Genomic DNA, 16,992 nt, shown 5'->3' on the forward strand with positions numbered 1-16,992 from the left:
GGACGGACCCGCCCGCCGATCGACGGCAGGACGCCCACCCGACCGATCGGCGCCCCACACGAAGCCCTTTCCGGAACCGGGTGCGGCGGCGGCCTTGGTGACGGTCATGTCCGTACCGAGGCCGTACAGCGATTCCAGGACCTTGTCCTGGGCCTTGCTCATTCCGGAGGAGACCGAGCTGACGATGATGACCAGCGCGATGCCCAGGGCCAGTCCCGAGGCGACGACCAGCGCCGCCTTTCTGCGGCGGCGCAGCTCGCGCCGGAGGTAGGTGAAGAACATGGCGTGAGGCTAGGGACGGGGCGTGATGGTGAGTTAAGTCCACGACGAGAGGCGGATGAGAACCGCTGCGAACGCCACAGGCGGCGGCGCCGCGGATCCGAGGGGATCCGGGTGCCGCCGCCTGCGTACGGGGGTTCGGTACTGCGGGAGGGGAGGTGCGTGCGGGTCAGGCCTGGGAGCCCGCCGTCCACTGGGCCCAGCTCATGTTCCAGCCGTTGAGGCCGTTGTCGGGGGTGATGGTCCTGTCCGGGGAGTTCTTGACGATGACCACGTCGCCGACGAGGGAGTTGTTGTAGAACCAGGCGGCGGGCTGGTTGGCGTCGCTCGCACCCTTCACGTCGGCGAGGCCGACACAGCCGTGGCTGGTGTTGGCGCTGCCGAAGATCGACCGCGCGCCCCAGTAGTTGCCGTGGATGAAGGTGCCCGAGGTGGACAGCCGCATGGCGTGCGGCACGTCCTTGATGTCGTACTCGCCCTTGCCGTCGGAGTCGGTGAAGCCGACCGTCGCGCCGTTCATCCGGGTCTCCTTGAACTTCTCGGAGATCACCATCTGCCCGTTGTACGTGGGGTTGGCGGAGGAGCCGGAAGAGATCGGGATGGTCTTGATCGTCTTGCCGTTCTGGGTGACGGTCATCATCTTCGTGTTGGCGTCGACCGTCGAGACCTGGTTGCGGCCGACCTTGAAGGTGACCGTCTTCTGCTGCACACCGAAGACGCCGTCCGCGCCCTCGACGCCGTCCAGCGCGAGCTTCAGCGTGACGGTGGAGCCGCCCTGCCAGTACTGCTCGGGGCGCAGGTCGAGACGCTGCGAGTTGAACCAGTGGCCGACGACTTGCTGACCGCTGCTGGACGTCACGGTGATTCCGTCCTGCACGGCCTTCTTGTCCGTGATCGGCTTGTTGAAGTTGATCGAGACCGGCATGCCGACGCCGACCGTGGAGCCGTCCTCGGGCGTGAAGTTGCCTATGAAACTGTTGGCGGGCGACACGGTGGTGAACGAGGAGTTCTCGTGCGCCTCGCGGCCCTTGGAGTCCTTGGCCGCCGCACTGATCTTGTACGTGGTCGAGCGCTCCAGCTGGACGTCCGGCTTCCAGCTCTTGCCGTCGGCGGCGAGCGTGCCCTTGACGGTCGCACCGGCCGACGTGGTCATGGCGACCTGGGACAGCGTGCCCTTGGTGACGGTGACCTTGGCGTCGTTGTTGATGCTCGCGTTGGTCGCACCGTTCTTCGGCGCGATGGTGATCTGCGCCTCCGACGCGTCCTGGGCGGCCGCCTTGTCGACCTCGGCCGCCTGCGACTTCTTCGAGCCCTCGGCGCTCGCGCCGTTGTCGTTGCAGGCAGTGAGCACCAGAACGCCACCGAGCAGTGCGGACGCGGCCATCAGGCCCTTGCGCCGCTTGCTGTCCGTCATCACACGTTTCTCCATCGTTGCCTAATCCCCAAAAACCCCGAGCAGAGCCGCCGACGACCGGCGAAACCCGTCAATGTTCCTAGAACCCATGGAAGGGGTCTTCCGTTCCACATCCAAGAGGGATGTGGGGAACAACACTCATCGACGCATCCGCGTCGGCGGTGGTTCCCGGTGCCGGTCGCGTATATACGGCCGGTACGCACGACGGCCCCGGTCCGCGGAAAGCGGGCCGGGGCCGTGGCTCACCGCCTGCTAGATCCGCCGCTCCGCACCGCCGCTCGCGCCGCTGTGCTCGCCGTCGTCCTCACCATTGTGCGGGACGTCGCCGGCGACCCCCTCCTCGTCCTCGTCGTCGAGGTCCCAGTCGTCCGGGGCGTCCGGGTCGTAGTCGACGGTCTCACTGCTCCAGGACGCCTGGGTGAGCTCGACCCCCGGCACCTCGCTGACCAGGTCGAACGGATCGATGAGGGAGGCGAGGGCCTCCGCTCCGTCCTCCCGTACGGCCGCCTCGGCCTGCATGCGTTCCTCGGCGGACTCGCCGCCGGGCTCCCCGTACTCGGCGGCGATGGACTCCAGTGCGGTACCGCTGAGGGCGGCGGGGTCCGTGATCTCCAGCACCATTTCGACCTGAAGTCGAACAAACCGTGATGTCTCAGAAGTACTCATGTGCCGGAGCGTAAGCTCCCCGCCCTCGCGACTTTCCTGCGACCCGCTGCTTTCACTAGCATCGGCGTACAGGCCTAACTCACGGCTGTGACAAGGGGGATCGATTCCGTGGCCGCTGCTCGCCGCCCGCTCCTGACCGCCACCGCTGCGGGCACGTTGCTGGCCGCCCTGTGGTTCGTACCGTCCGCCAACGCGACGGACGAGTCGACCGGCACACCGGGTGCACGGAGCCGACAGGTCACCGCCGTCGTGGACACTGCGGCCGGCCCGAGGCTCGCCGACACCGGGGCCGGGGTCGACACCACCCCGTATCTGATCGGCGGCACGGCGTTCCTGGGCATCGGCGCAGCGTTCGTCACCTACTCGGTACGCCGCGCCGACGCCCTGTCCGTCTGACCCCCTGCCGGACCTACGCCAGAGGTCCGGTCACCGGCTCGACCGCCGCGACCAGCTTCCCGGCACGTACGAACGCGTCCGCCGCGGCCAGGTCCGGCGACAGGAAGCGGTCCGGTCCCGGGCCCTCGACACCTGCCGCGCGCAGCGCCTCGATGGCGGCCTGCGAGGCGGGCGCGGGGGTGAGGCCCTGGGCGGCGCGCAGTTCGATGGCGCGGGTCGCCGCATACAGCTCGACGGCGACGATCCGGGCGAGGTTGTCGACGGCGGTACGCAGCTTGCGCGCGGCCGACCAGCCCATGGAGACGTGGTCCTCCTGCATCGCGGAGGACGGGATCGAGTCGGCCGACGCGGGGACGGCGAGCCGCTTCATCTCGCTGACCAGGGCGGCCTGGGTGTACTGGGCGATCATCAGGCCCGAGTCCACACCGGCGTCGTCGGCGAGGAACGGCGGCAGCCCGTGCGAACGGTTCTTGTCCAGCAGCCGGTCGGTGCGGCGCTCGGTGATCGAACCGAGGTCGGCCGCGACGATCGCCAGGAAGTCGAGTACGTACGCGACGGGGGCGCCGTGGAAGTTCCCGTTGGACTCGACCCGGCCGTCGGGCAGCACCACGGGGTTGTCCACGGCGGAGGCCAGCTCGCGGTCCGCGACGATCCCGGCGTAGTCGAGGGTGTCGCGTCCGGCGCCGTTGACCTGGGGCGCGCAGCGCACGGAGTAGGCGTCCTGCACGCGCGGCGCGTCGTCCTGATGGTGACCGGTGAGGCCGGAACCGGCGAGCACCCTCAGCATGTTGTCGGCGCTGACGCCCTGGCCCGGATGCGGGCGGATGGCGTGCAGTTCCGGGGCGAGGACCTTGTCCGTACCGAGCAGCGCCTCCAGGGAGAGGGCGGCGGTGATGTCGGCGGAGGTGTAGAGGCTCTTCAGGTCGGCCAGGGCCATGACGAGCATGCCGAGCATGCCGTCGGTGCCGTTGAGGAGGGCAAGGCCCTCCTTCTCACGCAGCTCGACCGGGGTGATGCCATGGGCGGCGAGCAGCTCACCGGCGGGGCGCACGGTGCCGTCGGGGCCCTCCGCGTCGCCCTCCCCCATCAGTGTCAGGGCGCAGTGCGAGAGCGGTGCCAGGTCGCCGGAGCAGCCGAGCGAGCCGTACTCGTGCACAACGGGGGTGATGCCCGCGTTCAGTACGTCGGCCATGGTCTGGGCGACCTCGGGGCGGACGCCGGTGTGGCCGGAGCAGACCGTCTTCAGGCGCAGGAACATCAGCGCCCGCACGACCTCGCGCTCGACCCGCGGGCCCATGCCGGCGGCGTGCGAGCGGACGATGTTGCGCTGGAGCTGTGCGCGAAGATCCTGGCTGATGTGCCGGCTGGCCAGCGCCCCGAAGCCGGTGGAGACGCCGTAGACCGGCTCGGGCTTGGCGGCGAGCGCGTCCACGATCTCGCGGGCGGCGGCGAGTGCGCTCACGGCGGCCGCGGAGAGCTCGACACGAGCGTTGCCGCGGGCCACGGCGATGACGTCCTGGGCGGTGGTACCGGACGTCCCCACCACGACTGTATGCATATCCATATTCAGAAGCGTACGGATTGAATCCCTTCATGTCACTAGTGGTCGTACGGTTGACCCCTTACCGATCCGGTCACACGGTCAGGGCCGGCTGCCACGCAGGTGGCGGCGGTCGTGCGGGGACTTCGGCGGCAAGTCGGCCAGCCGGATCACCTCGCCGTCGCGCCCCGCCACCACCGGCTTCGTGGAGCGGGCCGCCTTCGCCCGGTACTGGGCCGCGTCCGCCAGCCGGAACAGCCGCCGCGCCGACACCACCGGGCCGATCGGATCACCGGTCGACGCGATCCCGCACGCCACCCCGTCGCCGAGCTCCAACTCGCCTGCCCGTTCGCAGAGTTCGGCGGCCATCCGGATCACGTCGTCCGTCTCGGGGCCCACCGCGAGCAGGCAGAACTCATCGCCGCCGAGCCGGGCCGCGAGCGCACCGGGCAGCATGGCGCCACAGCGGGACAGCACCGAGCCGAAACGTTCCAGCAGACGGTCGCCGACCGCGTGGCCATGGGTGTCGTTGACCCGCTTCAGACCGTTGAGGTCGCAGACGACCAGGCTGACCACCGCCCCGTCCGTCCGATGCCGCTCCACCGCCTCGTCGAGCCGCACATCGACCGCGCGGCGATTGGCCAGCCCGGTGAGCTGATCGGTGAAGGCGAGCTTGCGGAGCTCTTCCAGCCGCTCGGTCTGGGCGATCCCGGCGGCGACGACGGCAGCCAGCACGGTCGCGAGGTCCGCGTCCCCCCGCCCGAACACCGGCTCCCCCGCCGGGCGGGCCACATAGAGCTCACCCCAGGCCCGCCCGTGCAGCACGATCGGCGCAACCACGCAACAGCCGCGCCGGCGCCGGCGCAGGGCGGCCACCCGCTCGTGGCAGTACACATGCCCGTACCCCCGCACCCCCGCGCCCCCGCCCTGTATGCCGCCCACCGGGCCGTCGGCGGTCTCCACCCAGGCGTCCGGCTCACCACCCCCGGCCCACCGTTCGTGCAGGAACTCGGCGATCTCCGGGAACTGATGCACCGGGTACGTCTCCTCCTCGGGAAACTCCTCCTCCCCTTCGGCCCGTTCGCCCGCGTTGACCAGCACGCGCAGCCGCCCGCGCTCGCGCTCCCAGACGGAGAGCGCGGCGAAACTGCCCCCCAACGCCTCGCACGCCCCCAGCGCAGCCGCTCGCCACGACCCCCGGGGGGTGTGTGCCGCCGCCATCGTCTGCGCAAGCGAAACCACGGCCCGCAGCCGCGCATCATCACCACCCATCGCTACAGCTTATGTAGTTTTGTAGTGATTTGATCAGTTTGGTACGTCGACGACGTCCGCTGCGTGTCCCTGTGAATACGCGGCTCACTCGCCGGGCCAGTTCGGCTTCCTCTTCTCGTTGAACGCGGCCACACCCTCGGCCCGGTCACCGGAGAAGGCCACCGAACGCCAGGCGGCGTCCTCGACTTCGAGTCCGGCCCGGAGATCGAGGCCGTGCCCGAGCCGCAGCGCCCGTTTGGCGGCACGCAGCCCCACCGGGGAGTTGGCGGCGATCCGGCCCGCGAGCGCCAGCGCGGCCTCGCGGTCCCGCCCCGCCTCCACCAGCTCGTCGACCAGCCCCGCATCACGGGCCTCGGCCGCCTCCACCCGCCGGGCTGTGAAGACCAGCTCGGCGGCGCGCGCCGCACCGATCCGCCGCGGCAGCAGCTGCGTACCCCCGCCGCCCGGAATGACACCGACCGACACCTCGGGCAGGCCCACCACCGCCGTGCGGTCGGCGACGATCAGATCGCAGGACAGGGCCAGCTCGAATCCGCCGCCGAGCGCGAAACCGTGCACGGCCGCGATCGTCGGCATCGGCAGTTCGAGTACGCCGGTGTACGCGGCGCGGGCGGTGGGGCGCTGGCGCAGCAGCTCGGCGTCGGTGAAGGAATTGCGCTCCTTCAGGTCCGCGCCCACACAGAAGGCCCGCTCATGGCTGGAGGTGAGGACGGTGACCCGTACACCCGGGTCGGCGGCGAGCGCGGCGCAGGCGGCGGCGATCGAGCGGGCCATGTCCGTGGACACGGCGTTCATCGCCTTGGGCCGGTCGAGGACCAGCTCCGCGACGTGTTCCTGTCCCTCGTGGACCCGCACGACGACGAATTCCCCGAACCGCTGCTCGGACGTGACGGTCATGACTGCACCCCTCCGGTTAACGATCGTTACCAGGGGGATCCTATGGGGCGCCCCGGACAGCGGTCCGGGGTGATGTCAGGACGTGCCCCGGCGCGCCAGCAGCCAGGGCTCCACGACGCCGAGGCCGCGCACCGGGCGCTGCCACATCGGCTGCAGCCCGTAGCGGTACTTGGGCGCGGACGTCGGCTCCACGCCGTTCCGGCGCTCCTTCTCGGCCATCGCGGCTTCCTCCGCCGCCTGCGCCTCGGAGGACGGAGCGTCGCCGGTGCGGGTCAGCTCCTCCGCGAACGCCCCGTCCACCAGCACGGCGTCCTTCGGCGCTATCGAGGTCAGCCGACTGGCGAGGTTCACCGTCGTGCCGAAGACATCGCCCATTCGGGTGGTGACCGTACCGAAAGCGATGCCGACGCGCAGCGCGGGCATGGTCTCGTCCTGGGTCATCGCCTCGATCAGGCGCAGCGCGATCTCGGCCGCGGTGCGTGCGTCGTCGGCGGCGTAGAGGACCTCGTCGCCGAGGGTCTTGATGAGCCGGCCGCCGTGGGCGGCGACCAGGTCGGCGCAGGTGGTCTCGAACGCCTCGACCAGTTCGCCGAGCTCCTCCTCCTCCAGCCGCCGGGTCAGCCGGGTGAACCCGACGAGGTCGGCGAAGCCGACGGCCAGGCGCCGGTCGACCATTTCCTCGTCGTCGGCGGCCTGCACGACCCGGCCGGTGGCGGCGGCGAGCTGGCGCCGCCACACGTACACCAGGAACTCCTCCAGCTCCGGGAGGAGCAGCTCGACCAGCGGGTACGTGACCTCGGTCCGGGTCATGCCGGGCTCGGGCGGCTCGGTCAGACCCTCCAGGAAGGAATCGATCTGCCACTCCGCCAGCCGGGCAGTGGTCTGCCCGGTGGACCGGGCCACCTGGATCGCCATCGGCTCGCTGAGCAGCCCCGCCTCGACGAGACCGGCGAGCCGGCGCAGCGCCAGCACATCGGCCTCGGTGAGCGCCCTGGCCTGCCCGATGTCGGCGAAGCCCATGGCCCGCCAGAACCGGGAGGCCAGGTCCATCGAGACGCCGGCGGTACGGGCCGCCTGGAACGGCGTGTAGCGCCGGTCGGCGCCCAGAATCAGCTGTTCCAGCCGGATCGCGAGGGGATCGTCGGTCGGTTCCGCCGTATGGTCGACCTCGTGATGCGGTGTCGGGTGGACCGAGGGGTCCGGCGGGGGCTCCGCGCCCGCGCCGGAGGTCGTGTCGTCGACGGTCACCAGCCGCCTCCTGCCCGTTCCCTGCGCACTGCCCTGCCGATCTGTCGGTGGATCGCCTCAACGATACGGCAGGTGTGCCGTGGCTCACGTCGCTGAGTCTTCCGGGAATGTTCCTGGGTGGGCCGGGGGCGGGTGGTTGCGGCCGGTGGGTGGTTTCCAGGAGGGCAAGGATTCATGCCCCCGGTACGTGTCGAGGCAGGCCGGAGGCGGAGGGCAGGCGTAGACACACCGCGGTGCCCCGCACGTACTGGTACGTGTCCGGGTGAGGTGGAGGCGGCCTTGCGCGACCGCCGCTGCCTCACGTCAGGCCGCCGCCGATGCCCCGCAGGTGCACGATGTCGCCCGCCGATACGGGTTCCTGGAGGCCGTCGTCGGTGGACAGGATCAGTCGGCCGTCGCCGTCGATCGCCACGGCCTCGCCGGTGAGCGTGCGGTCGCCGGGCAGCTGGGCACGTACCGTCCGGCCGAGCGTCGCGCAGCCCGCCGCGTACGCCTCCTGCAGGCCGCTCGCCGCCGCGTCGCCGTCCGCCGCGCGCCACCGGCCGTACCAGAGCTCCAGCGAGCGCAGTACGCCCCGCAGCAGCGTCTCGCGGTCGGTGGAGACCGCCCCGGCCAGCGCCAGCGAGCCGGCCGTGGGGGCGGGGAGTTCGTCGGCGCGCAGGGACACGTTGAGGCCGATGCCCACGACGACGCCGTCCCCGGCTCGCTCGGCCAGGATGCCGCCCGTCTTGCGCTCCTCGCCCTCCACCGTCACGAGGAGGTCGTTGGGCCACTTGAGGGACGTGTCGACGCCCGCCGCACGGGCCAGACCGGTCGCCGCCGCGACGCCGGTGAGCAGCGGCAGCCAGCCCCACCGGTGGACGGGGACATCGCCCGGTGTCAGGAAGACGGAGAGAAACAGGCCCGAACGGGCCGGAGCCGTCCATGCGCGGTCGAGGCGGCCGCGGCCCGCGGTCTGTTCCTCGGCGACCAGCACGGCGCCGCCTGCAAGCCCCGCCGCCGCCGCTCGCCCGGCAAGATCGGAGTTGGTGGACCCGGTGGTCTCCACGACGTCGAGCGAGGTCCACAGTCCGCCCGGCCGCAGCAGCCCACGGCGCAGCGCGGGGACGTTCAGGGGCGGTCGGTCCAGATCCGACCAGCGGCTGTGAGACGCATCCGAAGGTGTCATGCAAGCCAGACTAGGTGTGGCAAACGACGCACTGCTGAACCGTATCCACGCCGATACCCTACGGATCAGTAGGTGTTCAGCACCTGATCAGCAGCACAGTCGTCCCCGTGACCAGGCAGGGAGCCGCCACCCGATGTCCGAGCCGGAAGAGATCGACATCCACACCACCGCGGGCAAGATCGCGGACCTGCAGCGCCGTATCGACGAAGCAACGCACGCGGGCTCCGAGCGCGCGGTCGAGAAGCAGCACGCGAAGGGCAAGTTGACCGCCCGCGAGCGGATCGACCTGCTGCTCGACGAGGGTTCCTTCGTGGAGCTCGACGAATTCGCCCGGCACCGCTCCACCAACTTCGGCATCGAGAAGAACCGCCCCTACGGAGACGGCGTCGTCACCGGCTACGGCACGGTCGACGGCCGCCCCGTCTGCGTGTATTCGCAGGACTTCACCATCTTCGGCGGCTCGCTCGGCGAGGTCTACGGTGAGAAGATCGTCAAGGTGATGGACTTCGCGCTGAAGACCGGCTGCCCGGTCATCGGCATCAACGACGGCGGCGGCGCCCGCATCCAGGAGGGTGTGGCCGCGCTCGGCCTGTTCGCCGAGATCTTCCGCCGCAATGTGCACGCCTCGGGCGTGGTCCCGCAGATCTCGCTGATCGTCGGACCGTGCGCGGGCGGAGCGGTCTACTCCCCCGCGATCACCGACTTCACCGTCATGGTCGACCAGACCTCGCACATGTTCATCACCGGCCCCGACGTCATCAAGACCGTCACCGGCGAGGACGTCGGCTTCGAGGAGCTGGGCGGAGCCCGCACCCACAACACCACTTCGGGTGTGGCGCATCACATGGCGGGCGACGAGAAGGACGCCATCGAGTACGTCAAGTCGCTGCTGTCGTATCTCCCTTCGAACAACCTCTCCGAAGCACCGGCCTTCCCGGAGGAGGCGGGTCTCGCCACCACCGACGAGGACCGCGAGCTCGACACCCTCATCCCGGACTCGGCGAACCAGCCGTACGACATGCACACCGCCATCGAGCACGTGCTGGACGACGGTGAATTCCTGGAGACCCAGTCCCTGTTCGCGCCGAACATCATCACCGGCTTCGGGCGTGTCGAGGGCTACCCGGTCGGCATCGTCGCCAACCAGCCGATGCAGTTCGCCGGCTGTCTGGACATCAACGCGAGCGAGAAGGCCGCACGGTTCGTCCGCACCTGCGACGCCTTCAACGTGCCCGTCCTGACCTTCGTCGACGTCCCCGGCTTCCTGCCCGGCGTCGACCAGGAGTACGGCGGCATCATCCGCCGCGGCGCCAAGCTGATCTACGCCTACGCGGAAGCGACCGTCCCGCTGATCACGGTGATCACCCGCAAGGCCTTCGGCGGCGCGTACGACGTCATGGGTTCCAAGCACCTCGGCGCCGACATCAACGTCGCCTGGCCGACCGCGCAGATCGCCGTGATGGGCGCGCAGGGCGCCGTGAACATCCTGCACCGCCGCACCATCGCAGCCGTCACGGACCCCGCCGAGGCAGAAGCCACCCGCGCCGCGCTGATCGCCGACTACGAGGACGCGCTGCTCAACCCGTACGTGGCGGCCGAGCGCGGTTATGTCGACGCGGTGATCATGCCCTCCGACACCCGCGCCCACATCGTGAAGGGCCTGCGCCAGCTGCGTACGAAGCGGGAATCGCTGCCCCCGAAGAAGCACGGCAACATCCCCCTCTAGAAAGGGTCCTGGCCATGATCAAGGTCGTACGGGGCAACCCGACCCCTGAGGAGCTGGCTGCCGCACTGGCGGTGGTCCGGGCGCGTGCCGCGGCTACGGCGTCCGGCGCGCCGTCCGACGCGCCGGCGCTGCCCGGCCAGTGGTCCGACCCGGGGCGTATCGCCCGGCGCGAGCGCCGTCTGCCGGGGCCGCGGGCCTGGGCGCGGACGTACTGGCCCGGGTAGTCGCTGGAGTACCTTTTCGCGCACGTTTTCGGAGGTCCGGGCCCCTTTGGGGCCCGGACCTCCGGTGCGTCCGGGCGGGCGCGCTCTGGTCCGTACGCACCAGAGCGCCTGAGTACCTGTACTCAGGCGCCGCATCCGCCCCCGCAGCAGGATCGGTCCCATGCTGTGGTCCGACCCGGAGAACAAGCCGCCGAAGGAACTGCGCGACGCCCAGGACATGATGCGGCGCGCGGGGCTGGTGCTTGCGCTCGCGATGGTGGTCGCGATGTTCGTACTCGGGACGCGGTGAGGGGTGCGGTGGGGGTGGGGTGCGGGGTCGGGTGGCCGCCGCGCGGGGCTTGTTCCCCTGCCTGCCCCGTCCCGGCTGCGTCGATGGGCGGCTCCGCCGCGTGGGGGGGCTCCGCCCCGGGCCCCGGTCCTCGAACGCCGGGCGGGCTGAAATCCACCCGGGCGGGCCGGATGCCGGCTCGCCCCTTCTACGATGGCGCGTATGACTGATCAGCGCCGTCTCGTGCTCGCCTCCGCCTCCCCCGCCCGTCTCGGCCTTCTGCGGCAGGCCGGATTCGCGCCCGAGGTGATCGTCAGCGGGGTGGACGAGGACGCGCTGAGCGCCCCGACGCCGGCCGAGCTGGCGCTCGTCCTCGCCGAGGCCAAGGCCGCCGCGGTGGCCGGCCGGCCGGAGGCGGCGGGTGCCCTGGTCATCGGGTGCGACTCCGTGCTCGAACTCGACGGCGAGGCGCTCGGCAAGCCGGCCGACAGCGAGGAGGCCATCGCCCGCTGGAAGTCCATGCGCGGCCGGGCCGGTGTACTGCAGACCGGCCACAGCGTGATCGACACCGCGACCGGACGTACGGCCTCGGCGACCGCCTCCACGACCGTCCGCTTCGGCGAACCGACAGACGCCGAGATCGCCGCCTACGTGGCCTCGGGCGAGCCGCTCCACGTGGCGGGCGCCTTCACGCTGGACGGCCGTTCGGCGCCGTTCGTCGACTCCATCGACGGCGACCACGGCAATGTCATCGGGCTCTCGCTGCCGCTGTTGCGCCGGCTGCTGGGCGAGCTGGGGATCTCCGTGACCGAGCTGTGGGTCTGAGCCGGACCCGTTCTGCGTCAGGCCGTGGCCGGAGCGCTGGGTTCGGCGTCGTCCGTCGACCGGCCGGCCTCGGGGCCGTACGCCAACAGCGTCAGCACGATCAGCCCGAGCACCACCATGAGACACGCGAACGCGGCCCAGCCGACCAGTCCCACCGTCAGCGCACCCAGCACCCCGTGCACCACGGCGCAGGTGATGAGGGCGATACGGGCGATACGGCCCGGGGCCCGGTCGCGGATGCCGGCCAGCAGGAGGACCAGCCCGCACAGCAGCAGATACAGGCCGAAGGCGCCGCCCATAGCCCATGTGCCGTTGGACATGGCTGCGGATTCCAGCCCGGCCAGTGACATGTCCTGGTTCTTGACGACCGTCGCCAGGATGCCGTTGATGACCACGATGCCCACGGCCTCCACGAACAGCACGATCGCGGTCACGAACGCCACCGGTCTGCGCACCACGGTGCTCACCCCCTGTTACCTGCAGTACGTGCGATAGCGCGGACCCTACTAATGGGTAATGCTCGGGACAAGGGTCCGGACGGCCTTCGCTCTCAACCCGTACCTCCGAGGTGCACCCGTGCACTTTCCCCGCACCCCTCTTGTCGCGCCTCTGGTACGTCGGGCAAAGAATCATTCGCCCGTTAGTGGGGACTCGACAAAGAAACGCCGTGTGCGGCTGCTTGCACCAACAGAGACCTGGGCCACACCTCGTGGCTACTGTGCGGTCATGAATCCCGGCGTACCGTGGTGTCACAAGGGATTTCGCGACTTGAGCAAGCCTCGAATCACACTCCGTGTGGGCAAGCTCACCAATGGGGACGGGTCGTAGGGCCGTGTCGGTAGTCCCTAAACTCAGCTTGTTTCAAGGAGGGAGCCATCGTGCGCAAGGTGCTCATCGCCAACCGTGGCGAAATCGCTGTCCGTGTTGCTCGGGCATGCCGGGATGCCGGAATCGGGAGCGTGGCCGTCTACGCCGACCCGGACCGCGACGCTCTGCATGTACGTGCGGCCGACGAGGCATTCGCTCTGGGCGGTGACACCCCGGCCGCCAGCTACCTGGACATGGCCAAGGTGCTCCAGGCTGCCAAGGACTCCGGGGCGGACGCGATCCACCCGGGATACGGCTTCCTGTCGGAGAACGCCGAATTCGCCCAGGCCGTCATCGACGCGGGTCTGACCTGGATCGGCCCGCCGCCGCAGGCGATCCGGGACCTCGGTGACAAGGTCGCCGCCCGTCACATCGCGCAGCGCGCCGGTGCCCCGCTGGTGGCCGGTACGCCGGACCCGGTCGAGGGCTCCGCCGAGGTCGTGGCGTTCGCGAAGGAGCACGGGCTGCCGATCGCGATCAAGGCCGCCTTCGGTGGTGGCGGTCGCGGGCTGAAGGTGGCGCGCACGCTGGAGGAGATCCCGGAGCTGTACGACTCCGCGGTCCGTGAGGCCGTCGCGGCGTTCGGCCGCGGGGAGTGCTTCGTGGAGCGCTACCTCGACAAGCCGCGCCACGTCGAGACGCAGTGCCTGGCCGACAGCCACGGCAACGTCGTCGTCGTCTCCACCCGTGACTGCTCGCTCCAGCGCCGCCACCAGAAGCTGGTCGAGGAGGCCCCCGCGCCGTTCCTCTCCGAGGCGCAGAACGCGGAGCTGTACGCGGCGTCGAAGGCCATCCTCAAGGAGGCCGGTTACGTCGGTGCGGGCACCGTGGAGTTCCTCGTCGGCACGGACGGCACCATCTCGTTCCTGGAGGTCAACACCCGCCTCCAGGTCGAGCACCCGGTCACTGAGGAGGTCACCGGCCTCGACCTCGTACGCGAGATGTTCCGCATCGCCGACGGCGAGAAGCTCGGCTACGACGACCCGGCCGTGCGCGGGCACTCGTTCGAGTTCCGGATCAACGGCGAGGACCCCGGCCGCGGCTTCCTGCCCGCCCCGGGCACGGTGACCACGTTCGCCCCGCCGACCGGCCCCGGTGTCCGTCTCGACGCGGGCGTGGAGTCCGGTTCCGTCATCGGCCCCGCCTGGGACTCGCTCCTGGCGAAGCTCATCGTGACCGGTGCGACCCGTGAGCAGGCGCTGCAGCGGGCGGCGCGCGCGCTGGCCGAGTTCAACGTCGAGGGCATGGCCACCGCCATTCCGTTCCACCGCGCGGTCGTCACCGACCCGGCCTTCACCGCTGCCCCGTTCCGGATCCACACCCGCTGGATCGAGACCGAGTTCGTCAACGACATCAAGCCCTTCACCGCCACCGCCGATGCGGAAGCGGAGGAGGAGGTCGGCCGCGAGACCGTCGTCGTCGAGGTCGGCGGCAAGCGCCTCGAGGTCTCGCTGCCCTCATCACTGGGCATGAGCCTGGCCCGTACCGGGCTCGCGGCGGGCGCCAAGCCCAAGCGCCGCGCGGCGAAGAAGAGCGGCTCCGCGGTCTCCGGCGACACCCTCGCGTCCCCGATGCAGGGCACCATCGTCAAGATCGCCGTCGAGGAGGGCCAGCAGGTCAACGAGGGCGATCTCATCGTCGTCCTGGAGGCCATGAAGATGGAGCAGCCGCTGAACGCGCACCGCGCCGGCACCGTCAAGGGACTCGCCGCCGAGGTCGGCAGCTCGGTCTCCTCCGGCGCCGTGATCTGCGAGATCAAGGACTGATCGAGCGGTACCCGACGTTCTGCCGGGGCCCCTGCGGAGTCGTACGGCTGCGCAGGGGCCCCGTTCGGCCGTTCGGCGGCGTGCGTCACTCCCCGGCGGGCGGCGCGGCGGCCGTCCTCGTGGCGAGCAGCAGGATCAGGGTCGGCGCCAGGAAGCCGGCCCCGGCGAGCAGCCCGGTCGCGTAGCCCTCGGCCATCCCGTCCGGCCGTGGCATCCGCCGCCCGGACCGCGGCCCCGTACACCGTCACCAGCGCGGAAGGACCCAGTGCGCCGCCGACCTGCTGCATGGTCTGCATCAGTCCGGACGCGGCACCGGCCCGGTCCGGGGTGACGCTCAGCCCACGTCGGTGAGTACACCGCCGAGGATCATCCCGATCGCCGACCCCGCGGCGGCCACGCCGGTGAACAGGCCGAGCACGCGATCGCGTTCGGGCCCGGCGGCGAAGGTGGTGGTGACCAGCGCGAGCATGGACGGTGCGAGCGGCAGTGCCTCCAGGGGACGTTAATCGGAGGTGATCTCCGAAACGATACGGAGGAGCCCTCTGGATGCGCAATGGCATCCTGGACCCTGGGGCGGAAACGAGGGAGGACTGCGCAATGGCGATGAGCACGGCACAGACGCCGGCCCGGCCCATGCGTGCCGACGCGCGCCGCAATTACGACCGGCTGCTGGGTGAGGCCCGTACCGCCTTCGCGGAACACGGCACCGATGCGTCCCTGGAGGACATCGCGCGACGTGCGGGCGTGGGGATCGGCACGCTGTACCGGCACTTCCCGAACCGGCACGCGCTGATGAACGCTGTCTTCCAGGAGGCCCTCACCTCCCTGATCACCCGTTCCCGCGAACTCGCGGGGGCGGAGCAGCCGTGCGGGGGCCTGGTGGAGTGGCTGGGCGCGATCATCACTCATGCGGGTGAGTACCGCGGGCTCGCCCAGGCGCTCATGTCGACGTCACGGGACGAGACTTCGGCACTTTCGCAGTGCAATGTGCCGCTGCGCGAGGCGGGGGCGGTGCTGCTGGCGCGGGCGCAGGCGAGTGGGGCCGTGCGGGCGGATGTGTCCATCGACGACCTGATGCAGCTGACGAACGCGATCGCGCTGGCTGCGGAGCAGTCGCCGGATGATCCGGAGTTGGCGGGGCGGCTGCTGATGCTGACCTTGCAGGGGCTGAAAGGGCCGAACGCGGAGGGGGGTTGAGGGGTGTGGGTGCGCGCGGCGGGCGCGGGTGGCCGTGGGCGCTGCGGGTCCGCTGCGCGGGGCCTGCTCCCCTGGCCACCCCTTCCCGAACCGGGGCGCCGCCCGGGCCCCGGTCTTGAATCGCCGGACGGGCTGGAAGAACAACCAGGAGCTCCGCCCCGGGTTCGAGCAGGGGCGGGTCGGGGGAAAGTAACCCCCACCCCCTACCGGCGCCGCAGATCCGCCACTCTCGCGCGATCCCCCTGCCCCTGTTCCGCCAGTACCGCAGCGCTCCGTAGCGGCTGCGGGCCGGGCCCCCCGGGACCACCCCCGCGCGTACGGCGCTGCCCGGGCAGTGGCATGTCGCGGCGGCTCTGGCGGCCCGGCGGGAGGGCCTCGGCCGGTGCGGGGCCGCCGCCGGCGCCGGCCACCGCGATCTGCACCCCCTGGTCGGCCAGGGCCTGCAGTTCGGTGGCGGCACGGTCGTCGTGGCCCGGCGGTTCGTCCGTCACCAGACGGGTGATGAGATCCGTCGGCACCGTCTGGAACATGGTGTCGGAGCCGAGCTTGGTGTGGTCCGCCAGGACCACCACCTCCGCCGCGGCCTGCACCAGGGCCCGGTCCACACTCGCGGAGAGCATGTTGGACGTGGAGAGGCCGCGTTCCGCGGTGAGCCCGCTGCCGGAGAGGAACGCTCGCGAGACCCGCAGTCCCTGGAGGGACTGCTCGGCCCCACTGCCCACCAGGGCGTAGTTGGAGCCGCGCAGGGTGCCACCGGTCATCACCACTTCCACCCGGTTGGCATGGGCCAACGCCTGGGCGACCAGCAGCGAGTTGGTGACGACGGTCAGACCGGGGATCCGCGCGAGCCGACGGGCCAGCTCCTGCGTGGTCGTACCGGCACCGACGACGATGGCCTCACCCTCTTCGACGAGACCGGCGGCCAGGTCGGCGATGGCCGTCTTCTCGGCGGTGGCGAGATGGGATTTCTGCGGAAAGCCGGACTCCCGCGTAAAACCGCCCGGCAAGACCGCACCGCCGTGCCGGCGGTCGAGGAGTCCTTCTGCCTCCAGCGCCCGCACGTCCCGCCGTACGGTCACTTCGGAGGTCTGGACGACGCGGGCGAGCTCACGGAGCGATACCGCCCCGTTGGCACGCACCATTTCGAGGATCAACTGACGACGTTCTGCAGCGAACACGAAACTGACAGTAACGTGACGCTCGAGCGTTTTCAGCAGTTTGCGCCGAATAACAGAAGTT

18 protein-coding genes and 1 pseudogene are annotated in these 16,992 nt (G+C 70.7%); 7 read left to right on the forward strand and 12 right to left on the reverse strand.

What is annotated here, in order from left to right:
* Positions 1 to 69 precede the first annotated feature (69 nt).
* The 3 genes and pseudogenes from OG609_RS15085 to OG609_RS15095 form a co-directional block, all read right to left on the reverse strand.
* Positions 70 to 282, reverse strand: a pseudogene (locus tag OG609_RS15085) (ABC transporter permease); the annotation flags it as partial.
* Between the two features lie 166 nt (positions 283 to 448).
* A complete protein-coding gene (locus OG609_RS15090; RefSeq protein ID WP_327273298.1) occupies positions 449 to 1,708 on the reverse strand; it encodes a L,D-transpeptidase in 1,260 nt (419 codons plus the stop codon).
* Between the two features lie 237 nt (positions 1,709 to 1,945).
* Positions 1,946 to 2,314 (reverse strand): hypothetical protein, encoded by a 369-nt coding sequence (locus OG609_RS15095; protein WP_327278058.1) that lies wholly within the window; start codon positions 2,312 to 2,314, stop codon positions 1,946 to 1,948.
* A gap of 153 nt (positions 2,315 to 2,467) precedes the next feature.
* On the opposite strand from OG609_RS15095, the gene OG609_RS15100 reads away from it, so the two are divergent.
* Entirely contained in the window at positions 2,468 to 2,755 is a 288-nt protein-coding gene (locus OG609_RS15100; protein WP_327273299.1) for a hypothetical protein, read from the forward strand.
* A 13-nt stretch (positions 2,756 to 2,768) separates the two neighbouring features.
* On the opposite strand, the gene hutH is transcribed toward OG609_RS15100, so the two are convergent.
* The 5 genes from hutH to OG609_RS15125 all read right to left on the reverse strand — a co-directional run bounded on the left by hutH (position 2,769) and on the right by OG609_RS15125 (position 8,880).
* A complete protein-coding gene (gene hutH, locus OG609_RS15105; protein ID WP_327273300.1) occupies positions 2,769 to 4,319 on the reverse strand; it encodes a histidine ammonia-lyase in 1,551 nt (516 codons plus the stop codon).
* Between the two features lie 78 nt (positions 4,320 to 4,397).
* Entirely contained in the window at positions 4,398 to 5,567 is a 1,170-nt protein-coding gene (locus OG609_RS15110) for a GGDEF domain-containing protein (protein ID WP_327273301.1), read from the reverse strand.
* 84 nt (positions 5,568 to 5,651) lie between these two features.
* A complete protein-coding gene (locus OG609_RS15115) occupies positions 5,652 to 6,464 on the reverse strand; it encodes an enoyl-CoA hydratase/isomerase family protein (RefSeq protein WP_327273302.1) in 813 nt (270 codons plus the stop codon).
* Positions 6,465 to 6,539: 75 nt separating this feature from the next.
* The gene (locus tag OG609_RS15120) at positions 6,540 to 7,712 is read right to left on the reverse strand and encodes an adenylate/guanylate cyclase domain-containing protein (protein ID WP_327273303.1); all 1,173 of its coding nucleotides are present in this window, start codon (positions 7,710 to 7,712) and stop codon (positions 6,540 to 6,542) included.
* Between the two features lie 298 nt (positions 7,713 to 8,010).
* Positions 8,011 to 8,880 (reverse strand): biotin--[acetyl-CoA-carboxylase] ligase, encoded by an 870-nt coding sequence (locus tag OG609_RS15125; protein WP_327273304.1) that lies wholly within the window; start codon positions 8,878 to 8,880, stop codon positions 8,011 to 8,013.
* Positions 8,881 to 9,013: 133 nt separating this feature from the next.
* On the opposite strand from OG609_RS15125, the gene OG609_RS15130 reads away from it, so the two are divergent.
* The 4 genes from OG609_RS15130 (at position 9,014) to OG609_RS15145 (ending at position 11,923) form a co-directional block, all read left to right on the forward strand.
* A complete protein-coding gene (locus OG609_RS15130; RefSeq protein WP_327273305.1) occupies positions 9,014 to 10,606 on the forward strand; it encodes an acyl-CoA carboxylase subunit beta in 1,593 nt (530 codons plus the stop codon).
* Positions 10,607 to 10,620: 14 nt separating this feature from the next.
* On the forward strand, positions 10,621 to 10,830 hold the full coding sequence (locus OG609_RS15135) for an acyl-CoA carboxylase epsilon subunit (protein WP_327273306.1): 210 nt from the start codon (positions 10,621 to 10,623) through the stop codon (positions 10,828 to 10,830).
* Between the two features lie 160 nt (positions 10,831 to 10,990).
* A complete protein-coding gene (gene mmpB, locus OG609_RS15140; protein ID WP_093900106.1) occupies positions 10,991 to 11,119 on the forward strand; it encodes a morphogenic membrane protein MmpB in 129 nt (42 codons plus the stop codon).
* Between the two features lie 192 nt (positions 11,120 to 11,311).
* A complete protein-coding gene (locus OG609_RS15145; RefSeq protein WP_327273307.1) occupies positions 11,312 to 11,923 on the forward strand; it encodes a nucleoside triphosphate pyrophosphatase in 612 nt (203 codons plus the stop codon).
* Between the two features lie 17 nt (positions 11,924 to 11,940).
* On the opposite strand, the gene OG609_RS15150 is transcribed toward OG609_RS15145, so the two are convergent.
* Positions 11,941 to 12,390, reverse strand: coding sequence for a hypothetical protein (locus OG609_RS15150; RefSeq protein WP_327273308.1), 450 nt, complete (start codon positions 12,388 to 12,390; stop codon positions 11,941 to 11,943).
* Positions 12,391 to 12,801: 411 nt separating this feature from the next.
* On the opposite strand from OG609_RS15150, the gene OG609_RS15155 reads away from it, so the two are divergent.
* On the forward strand, positions 12,802 to 14,556 hold the full coding sequence (locus OG609_RS15155; RefSeq protein ID WP_327273309.1) for an acetyl/propionyl/methylcrotonyl-CoA carboxylase subunit alpha: 1,755 nt from the start codon (positions 12,802 to 12,804) through the stop codon (positions 14,554 to 14,556).
* Between the two features lie 85 nt (positions 14,557 to 14,641).
* Here the strand turns inward: OG609_RS15155 and OG609_RS15160 are convergent, their stop codons facing one another.
* Both OG609_RS15160 and OG609_RS15165 read right to left on the reverse strand, forming a co-directional pair.
* Entirely contained in the window at positions 14,642 to 14,770 is a 129-nt protein-coding gene (locus OG609_RS15160; protein ID WP_327273310.1) for a hypothetical protein, read from the reverse strand.
* 120 nt (positions 14,771 to 14,890) lie between these two features.
* Entirely contained in the window at positions 14,891 to 15,025 is a 135-nt protein-coding gene (locus tag OG609_RS15165; protein WP_327273311.1) for a hypothetical protein, read from the reverse strand.
* Between the two features lie 128 nt (positions 15,026 to 15,153).
* Here OG609_RS15165 and OG609_RS15170 point away from each other — a divergent pair, with 128 nt between their 5' ends.
* Positions 15,154 to 15,753: a TetR/AcrR family transcriptional regulator gene (locus OG609_RS15170; protein ID WP_327278059.1), complete on the forward strand. Its 600-nt coding sequence runs from the start codon at positions 15,154 to 15,156 to the stop codon at positions 15,751 to 15,753.
* 203 nt (positions 15,754 to 15,956) lie between these two features.
* Here OG609_RS15170 and OG609_RS15175 read toward each other — a convergent pair whose 3' ends face one another.
* Positions 15,957 to 16,931, reverse strand: coding sequence for a DeoR/GlpR family DNA-binding transcription regulator (locus OG609_RS15175; RefSeq protein WP_327273312.1), 975 nt, complete (start codon positions 16,929 to 16,931; stop codon positions 15,957 to 15,959).
* Between the last annotated feature and the right edge of the window lie 61 nt (positions 16,932 to 16,992).

The sequence above is a fragment of the Streptomyces sp. NBC_01224 genome, assembly GCF_036002945.1.
In the GTDB taxonomy this organism is placed as follows: Bacteria; Actinomycetota; Actinomycetes; order Streptomycetales; family Streptomycetaceae; genus Streptomyces.

Coding starts and splice junctions, on each gene's coding strand:
- OG609_RS15115 (WP_327273302.1), bottom strand. CDS start 6,464: ATGACCGTCACGTCCGAGCAGCGGTTCGGGGAATTCGTCGTCGTGCGG.
- OG609_RS15130 (WP_327273305.1), top strand. CDS start 9,014: ATGTCCGAGCCGGAAGAGATCGACATCCACACCACCGCGGGCAAGATC.
- OG609_RS15135 (WP_327273306.1), top strand. CDS start 10,621: ATGATCAAGGTCGTACGGGGCAACCCGACCCCTGAGGAGCTGGCTGCC.
- OG609_RS15170 (WP_327278059.1), top strand. CDS start 15,154: ATGGCGATGAGCACGGCACAGACGCCGGCCCGGCCCATGCGTGCCGAC.
- OG609_RS15090 (WP_327273298.1), bottom strand. CDS start 1,708: ATGGAGAAACGTGTGATGACGGACAGCAAGCGGCGCAAGGGCCTGATG.
- OG609_RS15160 (WP_327273310.1), bottom strand. CDS start 14,770: ATGCCACGGCCGGACGGGATGGCCGAGGGCTACGCGACCGGGCTGCTC.
- OG609_RS15095 (WP_327278058.1), bottom strand. CDS start 2,314: ATGGTGCTGGAGATCACGGACCCCGCCGCCCTCAGCGGTACCGCACTG.
- OG609_RS15165 (WP_327273311.1), bottom strand. CDS start 15,025: ATGCTCGCGCTGGTCACCACCACCTTCGCCGCCGGGCCCGAACGCGAT.
- mmpB (WP_093900106.1), top strand. CDS start 10,991: ATGCTGTGGTCCGACCCGGAGAACAAGCCGCCGAAGGAACTGCGCGAC.
- OG609_RS15110 (WP_327273301.1), bottom strand. CDS start 5,567: ATGGGTGGTGATGATGCGCGGCTGCGGGCCGTGGTTTCGCTTGCGCAG.
- hutH (WP_327273300.1), bottom strand. CDS start 4,319: ATGGATATGCATACAGTCGTGGTGGGGACGTCCGGTACCACCGCCCAG.
- OG609_RS15145 (WP_327273307.1), top strand. CDS start 11,312: ATGGCGCGTATGACTGATCAGCGCCGTCTCGTGCTCGCCTCCGCCTCC.
- OG609_RS15125 (WP_327273304.1), bottom strand. CDS start 8,880: ATGACACCTTCGGATGCGTCTCACAGCCGCTGGTCGGATCTGGACCGA.